The 20,629-nt window shown below is 61.6% G+C and carries 20 protein-coding genes; 9 read left to right on the top strand and 11 right to left on the bottom strand.

All coding sequences use genetic code 11. The features are described 5' to 3' along the window. The first annotated feature begins 3 nt into the window (after window positions 1-3). The 7 genes from GOQ25_RS06765 to ehuA all read left to right on the top strand — a co-directional run bounded on the left by GOQ25_RS06765 (window position 4) and on the right by ehuA (window position 6,483). Window positions 4-273, top strand: a complete 270-nt coding sequence (locus GOQ25_RS06765; protein WP_160349690.1) for an HPr family phosphocarrier protein — start codon at window positions 4-6, stop codon at window positions 271-273. Window positions 274-334: 61 nt separating this feature from the next. After that, on the top strand, window positions 335-2,038 hold the full coding sequence (gene ptsP / locus GOQ25_RS06760) for a phosphoenolpyruvate--protein phosphotransferase (RefSeq protein ID WP_160349740.1): 1,704 nt from the start codon (window positions 335-337) through the stop codon (window positions 2,036-2,038). 66 nt (window positions 2,039-2,104) lie between these two features. Continuing rightward, on the top strand, window positions 2,105-3,265 hold the full coding sequence (locus GOQ25_RS06755; protein ID WP_160349689.1) for an ABC transporter substrate-binding protein: 1,161 nt from the start codon (window positions 2,105-2,107) through the stop codon (window positions 3,263-3,265). 187 nt (window positions 3,266-3,452) lie between these two features. Continuing rightward, window positions 3,453-4,391, top strand: coding sequence for an ectoine/hydroxyectoine ABC transporter substrate-binding protein EhuB (gene ehuB, locus GOQ25_RS06750; protein WP_160349688.1), 939 nt, complete (start codon window positions 3,453-3,455; stop codon window positions 4,389-4,391). A gap of 15 nt (window positions 4,392-4,406) precedes the next feature. Continuing rightward, window positions 4,407-5,048: an ectoine/hydroxyectoine ABC transporter permease subunit EhuC gene (gene ehuC, locus GOQ25_RS06745; RefSeq protein WP_160349687.1), complete on the top strand. Its 642-nt coding sequence runs from the start codon at window positions 4,407-4,409 to the stop codon at window positions 5,046-5,048. Further along, the gene (ehuD, locus tag GOQ25_RS06740) at window positions 5,045-5,716 is read left to right on the top strand and encodes an ectoine/hydroxyectoine ABC transporter permease subunit EhuD (protein WP_160349686.1); all 672 of its coding nucleotides are present in this window, start codon (window positions 5,045-5,047) and stop codon (window positions 5,714-5,716) included. The genes ehuC and ehuD overlap by 4 nt, the downstream gene beginning before the upstream one ends. Then, a complete protein-coding gene (ehuA, locus tag GOQ25_RS06735) occupies window positions 5,713-6,483 on the top strand; it encodes an ectoine/hydroxyectoine ABC transporter ATP-binding protein EhuA (RefSeq protein ID WP_160349685.1) in 771 nt (256 codons plus the stop codon). Before ehuD ends, ehuA begins: the two co-directional genes overlap by 4 nt. On the opposite strand, the gene GOQ25_RS06730 is transcribed toward ehuA, so the two are convergent. Further along, window positions 6,484-7,116, bottom strand: a complete 633-nt coding sequence (locus tag GOQ25_RS06730; protein ID WP_160349739.1) for a dUTPase — start codon at window positions 7,114-7,116, stop codon at window positions 6,484-6,486. 108 nt (window positions 7,117-7,224) lie between these two features. Then, window positions 7,225-7,752: a hypothetical protein gene (locus GOQ25_RS06725; RefSeq protein ID WP_160349684.1), complete on the bottom strand. Its 528-nt coding sequence runs from the start codon at window positions 7,750-7,752 to the stop codon at window positions 7,225-7,227. 125 nt (window positions 7,753-7,877) lie between these two features. Here GOQ25_RS06725 and GOQ25_RS06720 point away from each other — a divergent pair, with 125 nt between their 5' ends. Beyond that, the gene (locus GOQ25_RS06720) at window positions 7,878-8,918 is read left to right on the top strand and encodes a metal-dependent hydrolase (protein WP_160349683.1); all 1,041 of its coding nucleotides are present in this window, start codon (window positions 7,878-7,880) and stop codon (window positions 8,916-8,918) included. Window positions 8,919-8,979: 61 nt separating this feature from the next. Here the strand turns inward: GOQ25_RS06720 and coaBC are convergent, their stop codons facing one another. The 6 genes from coaBC to GOQ25_RS06690 all read right to left on the bottom strand — a co-directional run bounded on the left by coaBC (window position 8,980) and on the right by GOQ25_RS06690 (window position 15,415). After that, window positions 8,980-10,182, bottom strand: a complete 1,203-nt coding sequence (gene coaBC, locus GOQ25_RS06715; RefSeq protein WP_160349682.1) for a bifunctional phosphopantothenoylcysteine decarboxylase/phosphopantothenate--cysteine ligase CoaBC — start codon at window positions 10,180-10,182, stop codon at window positions 8,980-8,982. Between the two features lie 82 nt (window positions 10,183-10,264). Then, window positions 10,265-11,347: a mandelate racemase/muconate lactonizing enzyme family protein gene (locus GOQ25_RS06710; protein ID WP_370519901.1), complete on the bottom strand. Its 1,083-nt coding sequence runs from the start codon at window positions 11,345-11,347 to the stop codon at window positions 10,265-10,267. A gap of 67 nt (window positions 11,348-11,414) precedes the next feature. After that, window positions 11,415-12,395, bottom strand: a complete 981-nt coding sequence (locus tag GOQ25_RS06705) for a D-isomer specific 2-hydroxyacid dehydrogenase family protein (protein ID WP_160349680.1) — start codon at window positions 12,393-12,395, stop codon at window positions 11,415-11,417. Next, window positions 12,392-13,297, bottom strand: coding sequence for a fumarylacetoacetate hydrolase family protein (locus GOQ25_RS06700; RefSeq protein WP_160349679.1), 906 nt, complete (start codon window positions 13,295-13,297; stop codon window positions 12,392-12,394). Before GOQ25_RS06700 ends, GOQ25_RS06705 begins: the two co-directional genes overlap by 4 nt. A 4-nt stretch (window positions 13,298-13,301) precedes the next feature. Further along, a complete protein-coding gene (locus tag GOQ25_RS06695; RefSeq protein ID WP_160349678.1) occupies window positions 13,302-14,444 on the bottom strand; it encodes a mandelate racemase/muconate lactonizing enzyme family protein in 1,143 nt (380 codons plus the stop codon). A gap of 8 nt (window positions 14,445-14,452) precedes the next feature. Next, entirely contained in the window at window positions 14,453-15,415 is a 963-nt protein-coding gene (locus GOQ25_RS06690; protein WP_160349677.1) for a tripartite tricarboxylate transporter substrate binding protein, read from the bottom strand. Between the two features lie 154 nt (window positions 15,416-15,569). Between GOQ25_RS06690 and GOQ25_RS06685 the strand changes: the two genes are divergently transcribed. Continuing rightward, window positions 15,570-16,268, top strand: coding sequence for a GntR family transcriptional regulator (locus GOQ25_RS06685; protein ID WP_160349676.1), 699 nt, complete (start codon window positions 15,570-15,572; stop codon window positions 16,266-16,268). Here the strand turns inward: GOQ25_RS06685 and lspA are convergent. Genes lspA through GOQ25_RS06670 form a run of 3 tightly spaced genes read right to left on the bottom strand, consistent with a single transcriptional unit; the run spans window position 16,265 to window position 20,628 of the window. Then, a complete protein-coding gene (gene lspA / locus GOQ25_RS06680) occupies window positions 16,265-16,759 on the bottom strand; it encodes a signal peptidase II (protein WP_370519903.1) in 495 nt (164 codons plus the stop codon). The genes GOQ25_RS06685 and lspA overlap by 4 nt on opposite strands. A gap of 58 nt (window positions 16,760-16,817) precedes the next feature. Then, entirely contained in the window at window positions 16,818-19,673 is a 2,856-nt protein-coding gene (gene ileS / locus GOQ25_RS06675) for an isoleucine--tRNA ligase (protein WP_160349738.1), read from the bottom strand. Continuing rightward, window positions 19,663-20,628: a bifunctional riboflavin kinase/FAD synthetase gene (locus tag GOQ25_RS06670; protein WP_160349674.1), complete on the bottom strand. Its 966-nt coding sequence runs from the start codon at window positions 20,626-20,628 to the stop codon at window positions 19,663-19,665. The genes ileS and GOQ25_RS06670 overlap by 11 nt, the downstream gene beginning before the upstream one ends. Window position 20,629: the final 1 nt, after the last annotated feature.

The raw sequence follows: 20,629 nt of genomic DNA, 5'->3' as shown, positions 1-20,629 counted from the left end.
ATTATGCCGATCTGCGACATAATTATTTCCAACAAACTCGGCCTGCATGCGCGCGCTGCGGCCAAGCTGACGCAGCTGGCAGGAAAATTCCGCAGCGAAATCTTCATCGCGCGCGGCGCCCAGCGCGTGAATGCGAAAAGTATCATGGGCGTCATGATGTTGGCGGCCGGCAAGGGCGTGACCGTCCGCGTGGAAGCCACGGGCGACGACGCCGAGCAGGCGTTGATCGATATTCAGAACCTGTTCGACAGCAAATTCGGTGAGCACGAATAACTCGCGACCGGCAGCTCCTACCCAGACTGCATCGACTGCGGCCACCACCACCGTGGTGGCGTTGCATGGGAAAGGCGTTGCCCGCGGGTATGCGATTGGCCGTGCTGTCGTCATGGGCGCGGCTTCGCTAGAGGTCGAGCATTACCGTATCGGCCCGGAAGACATCACCTCGGAATGCGACCGCCTGATGCAGGCGCTCACCGTGGCCCGAACCGAGCTGCAGCAGTTAGCCGACAGTCTGCCCGAAGACGCGCCGCGCGAATTGGGTGCGATGCTCAATGTGCATTGTCTGCTATTGGGCGACCCGTTGTTGGCCGAGCAGACCCAGGCGCTTATCCAGGAACGCAACTACAACGCGGAATGGGCATTGGCGGCCCAGGGGCAGATCCTGGGCGAGCAGTTCGAGGCCATGGAAGACGAGTATCTGCGCGAGCGTGGCGCCGATGTGCGTCAGGTTATCGAGCGGGTGTTGCGTGTGCTGTCCGGGCGGCCGGCCGCGCTGGTGGATCCAGCGAATTTGAACGGCAGTGATCCGCTGATCGTGGTCGCGCACGATATTTCACCGGCGGACATGGTGCGGCTGCGTGGCGGGCGTTTTGCCGCGTTTGTCACCGATCTGGGTGGTCCGACTTCGCACACGGCGATCGTGGCGCGCAGTATGGGCGTGCCCGCCGTCGTGGCGTTGGGCAATGTCCGCGACCTGGTGCGCGATGGCGATACCCTGGTGGTAGACGGGGCATCCGGCGTCGTGATGGTGAACCCGGCCGCGTCGATTTTGCAGGAATTTCGGGACCGGCAAGTCGCCTACGCGGCCGAACGCGCCGCGCTGGCGCTGTTGCGCGATGAGCCGGCCATCACGCTCGATGGCATCACCATCGTGTTGAATGCCAATATCGAGCTGCCCGACGAGGCCGAAGGGGCGTTGGCCGCCGGCGCCGACGGCATTGGGTTATTCCGCAGCGAGTTTCTGTTCATGGGCCGCCGCTCCTTGCCCGACGAGGAAGAGCAATACCAGGCGTATGCGAACGTGGTGCGCACCATGGCCGGGCGGCCGGTGACCATACGTACGCTGGATATCGGCGCGGACAAGACGCTGGATGACGAGGCCACCGTGGCCACGAACCCGGCGCTGGGGCTGCGCGCCATTCGGTATTGCCTGGCGCACCCGGAGATGTTTGCGACGCAGCTGCGCGCGATCCTGCGGGCATCCGCGCATGGTCACGTACGCATATTGCTGCCGATGGTGGCGCACATGCAGGAAGTGCGGGCCGCCCTGGCGGCGATCGATGCCGCGCGCCGCGAGCTGGACGCACGCGGGCAGGCTTATGCACCGCGAGTCGAGGTGGGCGCCATGGTCGAAGTGCCGGCCACCGCCATCGCGATCGAGCCGTTTGCCGAGGCGCTGGATTTTCTGTCCATCGGGACGAACGATCTGATTCAGTACACCTTGGCGGTTGATCGTGGCGATCATGATGTGGCGAGCCTGTACGATCCGCTGCACCCAGCCGTATTGCGGCTCGTGGCCAATACCATCAACGTAGGCGCCCGTCTGGGCAAGCCCGTTGCCGTATGCGGCGAGATGGCGGGCGATGCGCGGCTGACCCGACTGCTGCTGGGCCTGGGGCTGACCGAGTTTTCGATGCATTCGCAGCAGATTCTCGATGTGAAGCGCGAAATTCTGCGCGCTCACAGTTATGATCTGCGTGTCAAAGTCGCCACGCCCTTGAATCGGGCGCTACGGGTCGATTTGGATCGTCTGGAATAGCAGGCGTCTGCGGCATGCGTGCTCTCCGCAGATCCCACCCAGCTTCTTTTTCTGCAGGACTTACTCATGCCTAAACGTTTGTCACGTCTGGCCGTGCTGGCCGCCACTCTCGCGTCGTTGCTATCTTTGTCGGCCCAGGCCGAGGTGGTGATTGGCGTCGATATCTCGTCCACCGGTCCCGCAGCGGCCATTGGCATCCAAACCAATAATGCGGTGCGTCTGTGGCCGGCCACCCTGGGTGGTGAGCCCGCGCGTTATGTGGTGTTGGACGATGGCTCGGACGTCAGCCGCGCCGTGCGCAATTTCCGCAAGCTGACCTCCGAGGATAAGGTGGACGCGATCGTCGGCCCGAACCTGACCGCTTCCGCGCTCGCGGGTCTGGACGTGCTGGCCGAAACCGGAACGCCTATGGTGGCGCTGGCCGCATCGTCGGTCATTGTGGAGCCGGTTGACGACCCCAAGCGCCGCTGGGCCTTCAAGATGCCGCAGAACGATTCGTTGATGGCGTCTGCGCTGGTCGACGATATGCGGCGTAAAGGCATCAAGAACGTCGCCTTTATCGGCTTTGCCGATTCGTATGGCGATAGCTGGTGGGCGGAGTTCACGAAGGCTGCCGGCAACGATATCAAAGTCGTGGCGCAGGAGCGTTTTCAGCGTACCGATGCGTCGGTCATGGGGCAGGTGCTCAAAGCCATGGCCGCCAAACCGGACGCTATCCTGATCGCCGGATCGGGGACCCCGGCGGCCTTGCCGCAAAAGACGCTGCTCGAGCGTGGCTACAAGGGCCCGATCTATCAAACCCACGGTATCGGCACGCTCGAATTCCTGCAGGTGGGCGGCAAGGATGTGAATGGCACGCTGTTCCCCACGGGCCCCGGCGTGGTGGCACGCGAGCTGCCCGATAGCAACCCTGTCAAGGCCGTGGCGGTCGGTTTCGCGGACAAGTACGAGGCGCAATACGGCGCCAATACCTTGACTCAGTTCGCAGGCGATGCGTATGGCGCCTGGATGCTGTTGGATTCGGCAGTTGGCCGTGCGCTGAAAACCGGGGCCAAGCCTGGTACGCCAGAATTCCGTGCGGCGTTGCGCGACGCGCTGGAAGACACGCGCGATCTGGTGGTGCCCAATGGCGTATTAAATATCAGCAAGACGGACCATCAAGGGTTCGACGAGCGTGCACGCGTGATGGGCGTCATCCGCGATGGGCGCTTCTCTTATGCTGATTAAGCGCTAATCGGCTGGTCATCCGTCCGAAATTCGTCTCTCTGACGACGCGGACGGGTCTTTTTAAGAACGGCAGTGATGTAATCACTGCCGTTTTTTGTCGCCAAGTGATTTGTGTTGAAATAATTAATTGACGTACCATTTCGTGTGAATCCGTTCTATCCATAACTATCTGATTGGGAGCTTTGGCATGACACACCTTCTAAAGACGACAAAATGGGCCGCGCTGGCGCTGAGTCTTGGATTGATGGCGGCATGCTCAGATTCCGAGCCAGACACGTCCGCCCAGAAGTCCAATGTCGGCGGCGGTGCATCCGCCGCGCAGAGCACGCTTGAAGCCGCCAAGGCCGCGGGTACCATCCGCATAGGCTATGCCAACGAGGCGCCGTACGCCTATATGGACAGTAGTTCGAATCGCATCACCGGTGAGGCGGTGGAAATCGCCCGCGTCGTACTCAAGCGGATGGGGATCAATGAAGTCGAGGGTGTGTTGACGGAATTTGGCTCGCTCATTCCGGGTCTTCAGGCAAAGCGCTTCGACATCATCGCCGCCGGCATGTATGTGACGCCGGAACGGTGCAAGCAGGCGGCGTTTTCGAACCCCACGTATGGCGTCGGTGAAGCCTTCCTCGTGCCCAAGGGCAACCCCAAAAACCTGCATAGTTATGATGACCTGATTAAACAGGATGGCGCCAAGCTGGGCGTCGTGGTGGGCGCGATCCAGAGCGAATACGCGCGCAAGCTCGACATGCCGCTGGACCGCGTCGTCGTGTTCCCCGATGTGGTCAGCGCGCTCTCGGGCGTACAGGCGGGCCGGGCGGACGCTTATGGTGCCACGGCAATGACAATCAACGACCTGATGAAGAAGTCGGCCTCGGGCGATCTGGAAAAGGCGGAGCCATTTACCGACCCGGTGATCGATGGCGAGAGCGTACGAGGCTATGGCGCGTTTGCATTCCGCAAGGACGATAAAGAATTCGTGGATGCGTTCAACGCGGAATTGGCTAAGTTCATTGGTAGCGAAGAACACGCCAAAATCGTGGAGCCGTTTGGCTTTACGGAGACCGAACTACCCGGCGATATGACGGCCGCTAAGCTGTGTGGTGAAAACGCGGCGAGCGGGCAATAACGCGTGGCGCTGTCGATGGAAGGTCTGACCACGCTCCTGCCGCCGTTGATCGACGGCTTATGGATGACGCTGCGGATCACTGTGGGAGCGGCGCTCTTGGCGGTGCCCCTCGCGCTGATTGCGGGCCTGGCGCGCTTGTCGCGGCACCGTTTGATTCGCTGGGTGGCGCTGGGCTATGTCGAGGTGTTTCGCGGCACCTCGGCGCTGGTGCAGTTGTTCTGGTTTTATTACGTTCTGCCCCTATTCGGCTTGAAGCTGCCGGCGGTGACCGTGGGTATTGTCGTGCTGGCCGCGAACGCCGGGGCTTACGGCGCGGAAGTGGTGCGCGGGGCGATCCTGGCGGTTTCGGCTGGGCAGCGTGAAGCCGCCGTCGCCTTGAATATGACGGCAGGGCAGACGATGCGCCGCATCGTTCTTCCGCAGGCCTTTCCCGCGATGCTGCCTCCGACGGGGAACCTCCTGATTGAACTATTGAAGAATACGGCGCTGGTGTCGCTCATCACGATCACGGACCTGACGTTTCGCGGGCAAATGTTGCGAGCCGAGACGCTACGCACGACTGAGGTATTTCTGTTGCTGTTGGTGCTGTATTTCGCCGTGGCGCTTGTTATCACCGCGGGTATCCGCTTGCTAGAGCGGAGGTTCCGGGTCCGATGAATCCGATATTCGATTGGAAGTTTGCCTGGGAGATATTGCCCACTCTCGGGTCGGCATTAGTGATCACGATACAGGCGACCCTGCTCGGGATGTCGCTCGCCGTGACGCTGGGACTGGTGCTGGCGATGTTGCGCCGTATGCGGTCGCGCTGGATCAGCGCACCCACCGCGTTGTTTATCGAGTTTGTGCGTAGCACGCCGTTGTTGGTGCAGATCTATTTTCTGTTTTATGTTTTGCCGCAAACCGGCGTGCAGCTGTCGCCGCTGACAACGGGCATTCTTGCGCTAGGCGTGCACTATGCGGCCTATTGCGCCGAGGTCTATCGCGCCGGGATTGAAGCGGTTCCTAGAGGGCAGTGGGAGGCGGCCACCGCCCTGAATCTGTCTCCCTGGCGCACGGCGATGGGCGTGGTGTTGCCGCAAGCGATTCCTCCGGTTGTACCCGCGCTGGGAAACTATCTGGTGGCGATGTTCAAGGATACGCCGCTCTTGTCAGCCATCACCGTCGTGGAGCTGCTGCAGCAGAGCAAGATTATCGGATCGGCTACGTTCCGCTATACCGAGCCTCTGACCATCGTGGGCGTGTTGTTCCTGGTCTTGAGCCTTGCAGCCGCCTGGTGCGTGCGACGCCTGGAGGCGTGGTTGAAAAAATTCGGAGGGTCACGATGAGTGCGAGTATTCGCCTGACTAATCTGGTCAAGCGCTATGGCGAGATCGAAGTACTGCGTGGGATCAATCTCGATATTCCTGCCGGGCAGACCGTGTCCATCATCGGGCCCTCAGGCTCGGGGAAATCCACGTTGTTGCGTTTGCTGATGACGCTGGATCGGCCGACGGATGGCGAAATCCTGATCGATGGCGAGTCGATGTGGAAGGACGCTAAGGGGCGCGACATGGGCCCGCATTCCGCGCACGTCCGACAGGTGCGGGGCAAGATCGGCATGGTGTTCCAACACTTCAACCTTTTCCCGCACAAGACGGCGATGGGTAATGTGATGGAGGCGCCCATCCATGTGGCGGGCCTGTCGCGCGATGAGGCCGCGCAGCGGGCGCAAGAGTATCTGCAGTTGGTGGGGCTGGGAGATAAGCTCGATGCCTATCCGGCGCAATTGTCTGGTGGGCAGAAGCAGCGCGTCGGCATTGCGCGCGCCTTGGCCATGCGGCCCGAAATCATGCTGTTTGACGAGGTGACCTCGGCGCTGGACCCGGAGTTGGTCGGCGGGATTCTGGAGATCCTGCAGGACCTCGCCTCTCAACATACGATGACGATGATCCTGGTCACCCATCAAATGGGCTTTGCCGAGCGCAGCTCGGATCGCACACTGTTTTTCGACCAAGGAAATGTGGTGGAAGACGCGCCGTCCAAGGATTTGTTCTCCAACCCCAAGGAGGCGCGTACGCAGCAGTTCCTGCAGACCGTGATCGAGGCGGCGTGATTAGCGCGTGATATTGCTGTACGCCGCCTGCAGGCCCGCATGCAGGGTCTGCGCGAAATCGGGGCTGGCCGGGTCGAGCGTAGACATCAGGCGCGCGAGCACGACGTTGTCTTCCTCGCCATTCCAGATTTTGACGTAGGTGCCGGTCTTGTAGCCGTTTTCCTGGCGGAACAGGTTCAGTACGTTCTTGGAGACGTATTGCGTGAAAGCGTCCTGCCAAGTCAGCTCGCAGCGCGCCATGGTGTGCTCGAGCGTCTTATAGCTGGCGCGACCGCACACCGCGAGACCACCTATCAGCTCCAGCAGCTGCGGGATATCCAGGTCGGGCAGACGATAGGTGTGTCCATCCAGGGCGATGCCGTCCGGGGAATCCAGATCCGCGACGAGCAGATGTGTGGCGTCCTCGGCCGATCCGCGGGCCTCTACCAGCGTGTGCGACAGGTAAAAGTGCAGGATGTCGATCAGCTCCATCTGCACCTGCGGCAGGTCGATGGTTTGTTTTTTCCACCATTTCCAGCCGTGATGCTCCAGCGCCTCGGCGGATTCCACGAAGGCTGCGCGCAGGAAACGCGAGCCCGCGTTGATCCAGTCCGGGTTAATGATGCTGTTCAATTTGTCTTGCAGGGTCAGCATCGTGGCTGCCTGGTCGGCGGTAAGGCCGGCTGAGATGTCGCTCACGTGGGCTCCGTAAATTCGATAGAGGGGCGAAATGTTAGCACCGGCGCGCTAGGCGCCAGGGCTTTAACGCGTTGGCTTGCGGCCCTTCGGGATGGTGGTGAGGGGGGGTAACGGAGGCGCGGGTCTGTCAGCCTTTTGACGCACCCCACGAGCGCCTTTGAACAACATTCCCGCGCAGACGAGCAAAAATATCACGGGCACCAATGCGTCGAGGTCCAGCGTGTGCGTGCTGATCGCCTCGAACAGTTTATGCAGCGCGCTCCACAGCGCGACCACAGCTGCGATACCCAATCCCAGCGACAGGTGCCGCTGACTACTGCGCGCGGCCAGCGTCGTGGCGCTCGTGTCGTCATCTTCGCGCGTGGCGCCCGGCGTGACGGTCTTGTTTGCTCGCGGTTGCGATGTGCGGGGATTCGCAGGGGCGGAAGTGCTATCCGCATCATCCCTGCCCCAGGCCGGTTTCGGCAGGCTCAGCTTAAAACCGTTTCGTTCGGGTTTGGGCACAGCGCCGGGCGTGCCACCTGCCTCGCGATTGAGCATCTCGATGTAGCGCACGAAATCGCCATCTTTAGGTTCGCCGTCAAAGCGCATGGGGGAACGTCCTGGGAAAAAGCCAACGATGGATTCAGTGCGGTATCTTAACGCCTGTCGCGTCGGGACGGCTCTGGCGCCCTGGCGTATGTACGCCGTCCTTGGACCTCATCTAGCCTGACTTTATGGATTCACTCACACAAGCGGTATTGGGCGCAGGCATACAAGGCGCTCTCCTGGGGCGTACACAGGGTCGCAAGGCGCTCTTGTATGGCGCGCTGCTGGGCACATTGCCCGATATGGACGTACTGATCCGGTACGCCGATCCAGTCTCGCGGATGACGTTTCATCGTGGCTTCTCACATTCCGTGTTCGTGCTGACGCTGCTGGCCGTGGTGATGACCTGGCTGATACGAAAAAAATGGCCTGACGCGCCGTATAGCGGCAGGCGGCTGTTGCTCACGATATGGCTGGTGCTGATTACGCATCCCGTGCTGGATGCATTCACGGTGTATGGCACGCAACTCTTTTGGCCGCTGGCGCGCATCCCGGAGAGCTGGTCTGCGGTCTTTATCATCGACCCGGTGTTTACCGTGCCCCTGACTCTGGCAGTGCTGGTCGGCGCCGTGGTCGGATGCACGCGCAAGCTGCGTGTGGCGATGACGATAGCCTTGGCGTTTTGTACGGTGTATTTGGGGGTGGCGCTTGGGGGGCGTTGGCATGCGGAGCATCGCGTCGAGCATGCATTGCAGGAGCAGGGGATTCGGCCGACAGCTATCTTGGCGACGCCAATGCCGTTTAACACCTTGCTTTGGCGCGTGATTGCCAAGGATGGTCAGGGGAATTATTACGAGGCCGTGAGCGGCTGGTTTGATCGGGGTCCACCCGAGATGCTGCGGCTGCCGCTTAGTCCCGCGCAGACGACGGTGCTGGATGGCGTGCCGCTGCACGAGCGTCTGCGCTGGTTTACCAATGACTGGCTACGCTACGACGAGATCGGTGATCGTCTGGTTGTGACCGATCTGCGTATGGGGTTGGCGGGCTATTACACCTTTCGCTTTGTGATGGCAGAACGCGCGAACGACGGGCAATGGCGGCCGGTGACGCCGTACAGCTGGCCCACGGATCGCGGCGGCTGGCCCCAGATGCAGCTGTTGCTCGCGCGGCTGATCGATAGCGACAAGCCCATTCCATTGGCGGATTGGGCTTCTCGGGCCTTGCAGTAAGGCGTGCCAGCCTACACCGTGCATCGCGCCTCACGGCCGTCGGCGCACGGGCTGGGCGCGTTTAGCGGCCAGAGGGCAGGCGGGCGGCAATCTCGCGGATCAACCGACGGGCGGCGTCGAGTTTTGGGCCGCCCGGCAAGGGGTGAGCGCCCTCTTCGTCGAACAACACCAGTTCGGTGGAGTCGGCGTCCATGACCTTCTGCGCCAGATTGCCGATGAGTAGCGGAATGCCTTTGCGCTGACGCTTGGCCTCGGCGTGTTCAGCGAGTTTTTCCGTTTCCGCGGCGAAACCCACGCACCACGGCCCATTTGGCAGCTTCGCGACTTCGGCCAGAATGTCGGGATTCGGTTCGAATTCCATCACAGGCGCGCCACCGCCTTCGCTGGTTTTTTTCAGCTTTTGCTCGCTGACGTTCTTGACGCGCCAGTCGGCCACGGCGGCGACAGCAATGAAAACATCGGCGTCGTGTACGTTCGCCATGACCGCATCATGCATTTGGCGCGCGGTCGTCACAGGGATAGAGGCCACGCCGCGCGGAATCGGCAGGGCGGTCGCGCCGGTGACGAGGGTGACACGGGCCCCGGCCTCGCGCGCGGCACGGGCCAGCGCGTAGCCGGTTTTGCCGGAGGAACGGTTGCTTAGCACTCGGACCGGGTCAACTGGTTCCGAGGTCGGGCCTGCCGTGAGCAGGATATGTCGTCCGGCCAGTACTTTGGGCTGGAAAAAGGCAATCAGGTCGGCCAGCAATTCGTGCGCTTCCAGCATGCGCCCGTCGCCGGTCTCGCCGCAGGCTTGCTCGCCCGAGGCCGGCCCCAGGACGGTGACGCAATCCGCACGCAGCTGGGTGACATTACGCTGCGTCGCCGGGTTGGCCCACATCTCGCGGTTCATCGCCGGGGCGACGAGCAAGGGGCAGGCACGGGCCAAGCACAGCGTGGACAACAGGTCGTCGGCGAGCCCATGCACCAGTTTGGCCATGAAATCGGCGCTGGCCGGCGCGATCAACACAGCATCCGCACCGCGCGTGAGCTCGATGTGCGCCATATTGTTGTGGACACGCGCGTCCCAGGCGTCCACGAACACAGGCCGACCGGAAAGGGCCTGCATGGTGACGGGTGTAATGAAGTGCGTGGCCGCCTCGGTCATGACCACGTCCACCGTGGCGCCCTGTTCGGTCAGGCGTCGAACGAGTTCGGCGATCTTGTAACAGGCGATGCCGCCGGTCAGGCCGAGGACGATACGTTTATTGGCGAGGTCAAGCATGGGACGGTCGGGTGATGACGAATCTCGCATTATGCGTCATAAACCGCCCGTCCTGGTGCCTCCGGCCGTGAGCCACCGGCGCTCAAACGTAGCAGGGGCCCTCTATCAAGGGGTGTTCCGCCAGGAATGCCTCGTCCGGTCGCAGCCCGATGCCGATGCCGGGCAATGGGCTCACGCATCCTTGAGCATCCAACTCATAAGGTTGCTGGCCCGCGAGGTAGTCGCGGAAGGGGTTGAGTTGCGTCACGTCGGCTTCGAAATAACCGGGGTTATCGACCGCGCATAGGTAGTGGATCGATGTCGCCATATTGATGGCCGTGGCTGAGGTATGCGGGTTGACTGTGAGCTTGACCGCCGAGGCCATCGCGGCGATACGCATGGCCTCGGTAATGCCCCCGGTCTTGGATAGGTCCGGCTGGATGAATCGCACGTTGCCGTCTTTCAACAGCGGGCCAAATTCGTAACGGGTATAGTGATTTTCCCCGGCCGCCAGTGGCACCCGCCCCAGGCGCGCCGCGCTGGCATAGGCCTCGGCATCCCAGGCGGGGAAGGGCTCTTCCAGCCAGCCAATATCCAGCTCTTCGTAGGCTGGCATGACGCGCCGTACATCGTCCAGGGTGTAGCCGGTGTTGGCGTCGACCAGCAGGTCGATGTCATCGCCCAGCGCCAGGCGCACGGCGCGGACCCTCTCAATATCGCGGCGCGCGGTGTCGCCAACGCGCAGCTTCAGCGCTCGGAATCCCTGCTTCACCAGTGCGCGCGCTTCTTCCACCAAGGTCTCTGGATCCTGCCAGCCCAGTGCAATGCCGCCGGCATAGGCCTTGATCGGTTTCGGTCCGCCGCCGAGCAATTCGCACAGCGACCAATTAGTCCGCTGACAACGGATGTCCCAGAGCGCCTGATCCAGGCCGCTGAGTGCAAGGGCGGCGGCTGCGCCCATGCCATGGCTAGCCAGCTGCATCTTGTACACGCGATGCCACGCGCCCGCGACATCGCAGGCGTCCATGCCGATGACGAGCTCGCGTAACGTTGTGTCGATCAATCGGGCGATGGCGCCGGGGCAGCGGCCGTGGTGGCTCTCGCCCCAGCCAATCAGGCCTTCATCGGTCTCCACCCGCACCAGCACGGCGTCACGCTTGACGCTGCGCCCGATGCCTAAACGCACGGATTTCTCGGGTGGAACAGGAAATGAAATTGGGACTGCACGGATATCAGCGATTCGCATGGGAACCTCAGGAGTGATTCATCACGGGAGAAGGAGATAAAACTTGCGGGTTGACGATGTTGGGCGCGACGTCGCCGCGCAGCAGGGCCAGCAGATTAGCCACGGCGCCTTCGCTCATGCGTCGCATGCTGGCGTCCGTGATGCCCGCAACGTGGGGAGTTAGCAGGAGGTTTGGCGCATCGAACACTGTGCTGTCGGGGGGAAGCGGCTGAACGTCGTGCACATCAAGCGCCGCGCCGCCAAGATGACCGCGGCGTAGCGCGCTCAGCAAGGCCTGCGTGTCGACTACGGGCCCCCGGGAAACATTGATGAGCAATGCGCCCGGCTTCATGCTGTTGATCAGTGCCTCGCTCGCGAGTCCTCGCGTTTCATCGGTGAGGGGGCAGCACAGCACGACCACATCGGATTGCGCGAAGAGAGCTTGCTTTGTCGCAGCCTGTACGTCAGCGGGCAAGGTTTCGGGTCGCCGAGTGAGCCCCATCACCGACATGCCCAGGCCCGAGGCCGCCAGCGCCAGGCGCGATCCAATGGCCCCCACACCGACGATGCCGCATACCTTGCCTGACAGCTCGGTAGCCCCATCGGCCAATGGCCGGGCCTGGCCCCAGCCCGATTGGCGCAGGGTCGCGTCGATACGATGCAAGGGGCGTAGCAGCGCGAACATGGAAGCCATGCAATACTCGACCACGGCCGAGGTGTTCGAGCCTGGCACGTTGGCGACCGGAATGCGTCGCGCATTGGCGGCGTCCATGGGAATCATGTCCAGGCCGACGCCATGACGCACGACGGCGCGCAACTTGGGCGCATGATCGAAGATATCGGGCGGCAGCATGGCCCGCACGATGATGCCATCGACATCGGCGATCAGCTTGCGCAGCGTATCGGACCCGACGTCCGGCGCCACGATCACCTCGGCATGCGCGTTCAGTGCCGGCGCGATGTCCGGATGAATCGGGTTAGTCAGTAGCACGCGTGGTTTCACGGTCATGGAGATACTCCGGCTGCAATGGGGTTGATCAGAGTTCCCAGGCCGCTCAAGCTAATCGAAACCGTGTCGCCCGGCGTCAGCCAGGCGGGCGGCTGGTGCGCGCCCGCTACACCCGCGGGCGTTCCGGTGGCGATGATGTCACCCGGGTCCAACGGCATGCGGGCCGAGGCGTACTCGATAAGCTCGGCGATGTTGAATAGCATCTGGCTTGTGCTGGAGGCCTGTAGCAAACGGCCGTCGATGTGCAGGTGGATATCGATAGCGTAAGGATCGCCAAGCTCGTCTGGCGTGACGAGCCAGGGCCCTAAAGGCCCGGAGGTGGATTGGTTTTTACCGCGCACGAAGCCACCGTCCGCTTTCACCAAGCTTGTCGCGCTGACATCGTTGAAGATGCAGTACGCCGAGACGTATTTCATGGCGTCTTCGCGCGCCACCCTCAATGCTGACTTGCCGATGACCACGGCCAGTTCAGCTTCATAGGTCACGTCCCCGGCATGGGGAAACACTCGCACCGGATCGTTCGGGCCTACGACGGTACGCCCGGACTTTATGAATATCACCGGTTCGCTTGGCGGTTGCATTTGGCGTTCGGCCAGCGCGTCGTGGTAGTTGAAAGCCGCCCCGACAATTTTGCCGGGGCGCGGCAAGGGAGCGGCCAGGCGCAGAGCGTGCAGCGGCAGGCGCGCATCGGCGTCTATCGATTGCCCGTCGCTGAAGCGGCGAGCAATATGGTCCAGGCCCAACTCTACCCATGCCTGCATCGATGACGGCAGGTCTGCATAATGCGCCGCGCAGGCGGGATGCCTCAGGTCCGCCACCCAGGCGTCTGGCCCGTCCGGATCACCGAACAAAGGCCCGGGCCGTATCGTGCCCTGTTGATCGTAATACGAAACGAATCGCATAAGATCAGGCCACCCGATAGCGGTCAAGGATCTCTCGGCGGATCTCGATGCCCAGGCCTGCGCCGGTCGGTATTTGCACCACGCCTTTGTGCTGCACGATGGGCTCCACCGACAGCTCATCGCGGAAGGGGTTTTCGCACTGTTCGAATTCCAACAACGGCGGCATGGGGCGAAAGCTCGGCGGCTGGTCGGGCAGCGCGGCGAGAAAATGCAGTGTGGCCGCTAGCCCGATGGCCGATCCCCACGCGTGCGGCACGCACTCCACGCCGTGCGCGGCGGCCAACGTCGCGATCTTGCGGCATTCGCTGATGCCGCCAGCCGCACACACATCGGGTTGGACGATGTCCATGGCTTTACGCGCCACCAGATCGCGAAACCCCCAGCGTGTGAACTCGTTTTCGCCGCCCGCTACCGCCATGTCCAAGGCGCGCGTCACCTCGATATAGCCGTCTACGTCTTCAGGCGAGATCGGTTCTTCAAACCATTCCACGTTCAGCTGTTCCAGCTCGCGGCCGAGCCGAATGGCCGCGGGCACCGTGAAACAATGGTTGGCGTCCACCATCAGCCTGACTTCGTCGCCGATCGCCTTGCGCACCGCCGCCACGCGCTCGATGTCCAGCTTCGGCGAACCGAGGCCAATCTTCATTTTGATGGCGGTAAAGCCCTCTTCGACATAAGCGCGCGCTTCCTCCACCGCCTCTTCGATCAGACGGTCCATGTCGATGAAATATAGTCCCGTCGCATAGGCCGTGACCTCGGTACGGTAAGCCCCGCCGATGAGCTTGTGCACAGGCTTGCCGCAGATCTTGCCTATGATGTCCCACAGCGCGATATCGATCCCGCTCAATGCGGAAATCGCCATGCCCTTGGAACCATAGTCCTTGATGCGGTTGTAGAGGTCTTCCCAGATCACTTCGACATCGAATGGGTCACGGCCGATGAGTCGCGGACCATACTGTGACTCGATGTAGGCGCGCGCCACCTGCGAAGGCCCGTAGCATTCGCCCCAACCGACGACACCGTCGGCGGTTTCAATTTCGACAATGCAGGAGCCGCGCGATTTATAGAGCCATCCGCGCGAGGACGTGAACGGCCGTTCTACGGGGGCGCTGACGACATGGCACGTGATTTTCTTGATAGCAGTCATAGCTAACCTTATTTGGAGGTGAAGACTTTCGAGCTCACGTCGTCCAGCGTTTTTTGCACGCTCACGACTTCTTTTTCCAACGCATCTCCGGAAAGACCGTCGACCACGAAGCCGTTCTGTTCAGAAAAAGTCTTGAACGTGGGACTGAGGATGGCTTTTTCGAAGACGGAGATGAGCTTGTCGCGCACAGGTCCAGGCAGATTGGCGGGACCCACGACATAGGCCATCTGTACCAATGGTCCGTATGGGAACACGTCATAGCCTTTTTCCTTGAACGTCGGCACGTTGGGGAAGACCTGCAGACGTTGGTTATCAAAGACCGCGATGGGTTTTACATAGCCGGCTTCGATTTGTCCGCGGCTTTCAGACGGTTTGAGGACGGCCGCCTGAATCTGTTTGCCAGACAGGTCAGCCACCACCTTGGATCCGCCAGGGTAGGGCACGTTGACATAGGGCACGCCCGCCACCTTGGCCGTCATCTCGGCAAAGATGTGATTCAGATTATTCGTGCCCGGCGTGCCGATCGAGACTTTGCCGGGATTTTTACGCATGGTCTCGAGGAATTCTTCAAGGGTCGCCGGACCAGATGCTGGCACCAGCAGGATCAGCGGGTCCGTCGATACGCGGGCAATGTGGGTGAACTGGTCGTTGCGCAAGGGCGTCATTTTTTGCGCGATCTGAGCCAGCGTCGAACTGGTGCCCATGCCTATGACGTAACCGTCCGGGGCCGCATTCGCCACCTTGGTCAGTCCGATCGCACCTGTGGCACCCGGGGCGTTTTCCACCACGATGTTAAAGCCGTCTTTGGCCAGGATCTGTTGCAAGGCGCGCGCGGCGATGTCGTTCGAGCCGCCCGCGTTCCAGGGAACAATGAAGCGCACCTCACGCGATGGGTAGTCATCGGCAGCGTGCGCGGGGATAGACGCAGCAAATAAAGCCGCCGCGATTAACGCTTTTTTCATCAAAGTCATGGTCGTCTCCTCCATGGTTGGCCGGGTGTGGCTCGTTGTTGGAGGCCATGCTAGCATTCGTTATAACAAATAACAATAGGGTGGTTACGCGTTTGCCAATGCGGCGCGAGGATGCGAACATGCAGCGCTATTTGTTGTAACGAAGGGGAAGTAAGTGGAGTCGTCCGGCCTGAAGCAAATCGAGAAAGTCACGCTGTGGGACCGCGCGTATGCGGAACTGCGTAGCGCGTTGCTGGCAGGACGTTTCGCGCCAGGACAGCGCATTCTGTTGAGGGAAGTCGCGGGTGCTCTGGGAATCAGTCTGACGCCGGTGCGGGATGCCGTGAATCATCTGATCGCCGAGCGCGTGCTCGAGCGCGGCACGGGCGGGCAGGGCGGCGGCGCGATCGTGCCAGAAATTGACCCGGACCATTTCCGGCAACTGACGCTGATGCGCACAGAACTAGAGTCACGCGCGGCCTTCGAAGCCGCCGCCAACGTGACGCCCCAGGCAATCGCGTCGTTGCGCGACGCACTGGCGCAGATGACCGGGCATATGCAGCGCGAGCGCCGCGATGACTACCTTGAAATGCACCGCCGCTTTCATTTCGGCATTTACGCGCTCGCGGACATGCCGCTGCTGCAAGACACCATCGAAACGCTATGGCTGCGTTGTGGGCCGGTGTTGAACGTGGTGCTGCCGGAGTACGTGCCGTATCTAAAGAAAACGGACTACCACGCCGCCGCATTGGATGCGCTCAGCCGGCAAGATGCGCAGGCCGTCGCCGAGGCGATCCGTCGTGATATCGCGGATGCCGGCGAGTATATCTATCAGTTGCTGCGCAACCGGCAGCAAGGCACGGTGACGGTCTAGCGCGCCTTGCGCGCGCGTAACAGCTCGTCCAGCACGAGTAATACGGCCCCACACGTAATGCCGATATCCGCGATGTTAAAGGCTGGGTAATACCAGTCGTTCCAGTAGAACAGCAGAAAATCCACCACGTGACCGTATGCCACGCGGTCGATCACGTTGCCTAGCGCGCCGCCGAGGATCAGCGTCAACGCCCAGCAGAATCGCGGCTGGTTAGTGTTGCGGCGTAGCAGCCAGACAATCACGACCGAGGCCACCAGACCCAGCGCTGTGAAGAACCAGCGTTGCCAACCTGGTTCCGAGGCCAGGAAACTGAACGCCGCGCCGCGGTTGTACACCAAGGTGAAATCGAAGATCGGCAATATGTTGACACGTTCGCCATAGCTGAAAGCCGCATCGAAATACAGCTTGGTCGCCTGATCGAAGACGATGAGTAAGAGCGCAATGAAAAGCCAGCGACTCAACGGCGTCACGGTGCGGGGAGCGGGCGCCACCGCTGGCGCCTCGCTAGCGAACGTCGTTTGCTGTCCTGCCACATCGCGCTCCTTCATATCAGGCCTTATCCCGCGCTTCGCCCGAACCAAACAGGTTCGACACGCAACGGCCGCAAATCTCCGGATGATCGGCATCGCTGCCTACGTCCAGACGCCAGTGCCAGCAACGTTCACACTTCTTGTGCGAAGACGGCGTGATTTCGATGCGCAATTCGCCCGTGGCGGGCTTCACAGTGGCGCGTGAAACGATCAGGACAAAGCGCAGATCATCGCCCAGGCTTTCCAGGATGGTCCGGTCCTCGCCGTCGGCGTACAGATCGACCTCGGCTTGCAAGGACGAACCGATACCGCCAGCGGTACGTACTTCTTCGAGCTTGCGTTGCACCTCGGCGCGAATCGCGCGCAGACGCGACCATTTGCCCGTCAACGTCTCGTCGATCGCGGGCAGGGTGTGATAGACCTCGGTGAAGATCGTCAGACGTGCCGCATCGGCTTGATGCTTCAATGCCGAGTCGACGAGCACCTGCCAGGCTTCTTCGGCCGTGAACGACAGGATCGGCGCCATCAGCTTCAGCAGCGTCTGCGTGATGTGCAGCAATGCCGTCTGAGCCGAACGACGGGCCACGCTATTGGCAGCGGTGGTGTAGAGGCGATCTTTCAGGATATCCAGATAGAACGCGCCCAGATCCTCGGAGCAGAACGTCTGCAGACGCGCCACCGCGGGATGGAAGTCATAGCGTTCGTACAAGGCGACGATATCGGCCTGCATTTGCGCAGTCATGGACAACGCATAGCGGTCGATCTCGAACATCTCGTCAAAGGGCACCGTCTGGCTCACGCCGTCGAACTCGGCGAGGTTAGCCAGCAGGAATCGCAGCGTATTGCGGATGCGGCGATAGCCTTCCACGACACGCTTGAGGATCTCGTCGGAGATCGACAACTCGCCGGAATAATCCGTCGAGGCCACCCACAAACGCAGGATTTCCGCGCCCAGCGTGTCGGAGACCTTTTGCGGGGCAATCACGTTCCCCACCGACTTGCTCATCTTGCGGCCTTGGCCGTCGACGACGAAACCGTGCGTAAGCAGGCCCTTATACGGCGGGCGGCCGTACAGCATGCAGCCGGTCAGCAACGACGAGTGAAACCACCCGCGATGCTGATCCGAGCCTTCCAGATAGAGATCCGCGGGCCAGGCCAGCTCGGCGCCATGCGAGCCGCCCAGGACTTGGTCCTTGCCGCCCAGCACGGTCGCGTGCGTCGTGCCCGAGTCAAACCACACATCCAGCGTGTCGCGGTTTTTCTCGTATTGATCGGCCTCGTCGCCCAGCAGTTCGCGTGGGTCAAGCGATTGCCAAGCCTCGATGCCTTCTTTCTCGACGCGTTGCGCGACTTGCTCCAGCAGCTCGAGGGTGCGCGGATGCAGCTCGCCGGTTTCCTTGTGCACGAAGAACGCCATGGGCACGCCCCACTGACGTTGACGCGACAAGGTCCAGTCAGGACGATTGGCGATCATGGCGTGCAAGCGCGCACGGCCCCATGACGGATAAAACGCCGTCGCATCCACACCCGCCAGCGCGGATTCGCGCAGCGTGGGGCCGCCATCGGCGGGTTTGACGTCCATTCCGGCGAACCATTGGCTGGTCGCGCGATAGATGATCGGGGTCTTGTGGCGCCAGCAGTGCATGTAGTTGTGCGGCAGCTTCTGCACATTCATGAGCGAGCCGGCTTCTTTCAGCGTCTCGACGATGCGCGGGTTGGCTTCCCAGATCGACAGACCGCCGAACAACGGCAGGCTCTGAACGTATTTGCCGTCGCCCATGACCGGGTTCAGGATCTGGTCGTCCGTCATGCCGTTCGCTTTGCACGACACGAAGTCTTCGATACCGTAGGCCGGCGCCGAGTGCACGACGCCCGTACCCGTATCGATGGTGACGTAGTCGCCCAGATAGATCGGCGAGGTGCGGTCATAACCGGCGTCGACGCGCGCCAGCGGATGATGGAAACGCAGCCCATCGAGCGCGGCGCCTTGCGCCGTGGCGATGACTTCGCCCTCGAGGTTCCAGGCCTTCAGGCAGCTCTCGACACGCTCGCTGGCGATCAACAACAGTGGGCCATGGGCGGGTGCCGGGGTCACGCGCACCAGCGCGTATTCCAGTTCGGGGTGAACGTTCAGCGCCTGGTTGGCGGGAATGGTCCACGGGGTCGTCGTCCAGATCACGACAGCGCCATCGTCGACCGAGTCCAGGCCAAAAGCCTTGGCAATCGCCGCCTTGTCAGCGAACGGGAAGGCCACATCGATGGCGGGATCGGTACGATCCGCGTATTCGACTTCGGCCTCGGCCAGCGCCGAGCCGCAGTCAAAACACCAGTTCACGGGCTTTAATCCGCGAAACACATAGCCCTTTTGCAAGATGCCACCGAGCGCACGGATCTCGTTGGCCTCGTTGCTGTGGTTCATGGTGAGGTACGGACGATCCCATTCGCCCAACACGCCCAGCCGCTTGAAATCGCGGCGCTGACGGTCGATCTGCTCGTACGCATAGGCGCGTGCCTTGGACTGGACTTCCGTCACGGGCAGGTGCTTGCCGTATTTCTTCTCGATCTGGATTTCGATCGGCATGCCGTGGCAATCCCAGCCCGGCACGTAATGCGCGTCATAGCCGGCCATATTGCGGCTCTTGACGATGATGTCCTTCAGGATCTTGTTGACCGCGTGCCCGATATGAATATCGCCGTTGGCGTAGGGCGGGCCGTCATGCAGCACGAAACGCGGCCGGCCACGGCTGGCGGCGCGAATGGCCTGATAGACCTGCTTTTCTTCCCACTGGGCAACCCAGGCAGGTTCGCGTTTAGCAAGATCACCTCGCATCGGAAAGGAGGTGTCGGGCAGATTGAGGGATTTTTTATAGTCCATGAACGGCAAAATAGGCACGCGCATGTCGCGCGTCGTCGGCGATGGCGGCAGTCAGGGAAGGGAGATCAGGAAATTTTTCTTCGTCCCGCAGTTTGTGCAGGAATTCAACTCTTATGAGTTTACCGTAAGCGTCGACCGGGCCGTCGAGCAAGTGTGACTCCAACAGCACGCGGCCACGATTTTCGACCGTGGGACGAACGCCCAGGCTCGCGACCGCGGGGCGTGGCTGCGCGCCAAGTCCATGCACGCGCACCACATATATCCCGGATCGCGCGGCGCAGCGCGGCGTCACCCGCAGATTCAAGGTGGGAAAGCCCAGCGTACGCCCGAGTTTTTGCCCATGAATCACGTGCCCGCTCATATGAAACGGACGTCCCAGCAGATCACGGGCGCGATCCAGGTCGCCCACGGCCAGCGCCGTACGGACTTCGGAACTGGAAACGCGGTGGCCTTGCTGATCCGTCACGTCAGCCAAGGTTTGCACTTCGAAGCCATGGACCATGCCGGCCTCACGCAGTAGTTCCAGATCGCCGCTACGCTTGCGGCCAAAGCGGAAATCTTCCCCGACCAGCAACCAGCGGGTTTGCAGCATCCCAACTAAGAGTTCCTCGATAAACGCGTTGGCCGACATATCTGCCAATTTTGCGTTGAAGCGCTCAATGAGAATCTGCGAGATGCCTTGGTGCGCCAGGGCTTCGATTTTGTCGCGCAGTCCAAAAATTCGGGTGGGGGCGAGTTCCGGGCGTTGATTGAGCGTGGCGAAGTATTCGCGCGGGTGGGGCTCGAAGGTCAGCACTGACGGTACGAGGCCACGCGATTGCGCGGCTTGCCGCACGCGCGCCAGAATAGCCTGATGGCCGCGATGGACCCCGTCGAAATTACCGATGGTCAGCGCGCAAGGGGGCCTCTGCGCTGTGCGCGAGACCGAACGATGGAGTTGCAGCAAGTTTTTCACG

It is taken from the genome of Bordetella sp. 15P40C-2 (genome assembly GCF_009763235.1).
Classification (GTDB): Bacteria; Pseudomonadota; Gammaproteobacteria; order Burkholderiales; family Burkholderiaceae_B; genus Bordetella_A.
This window is presented reverse-complemented; position numbering and strand designations above follow the sequence as displayed.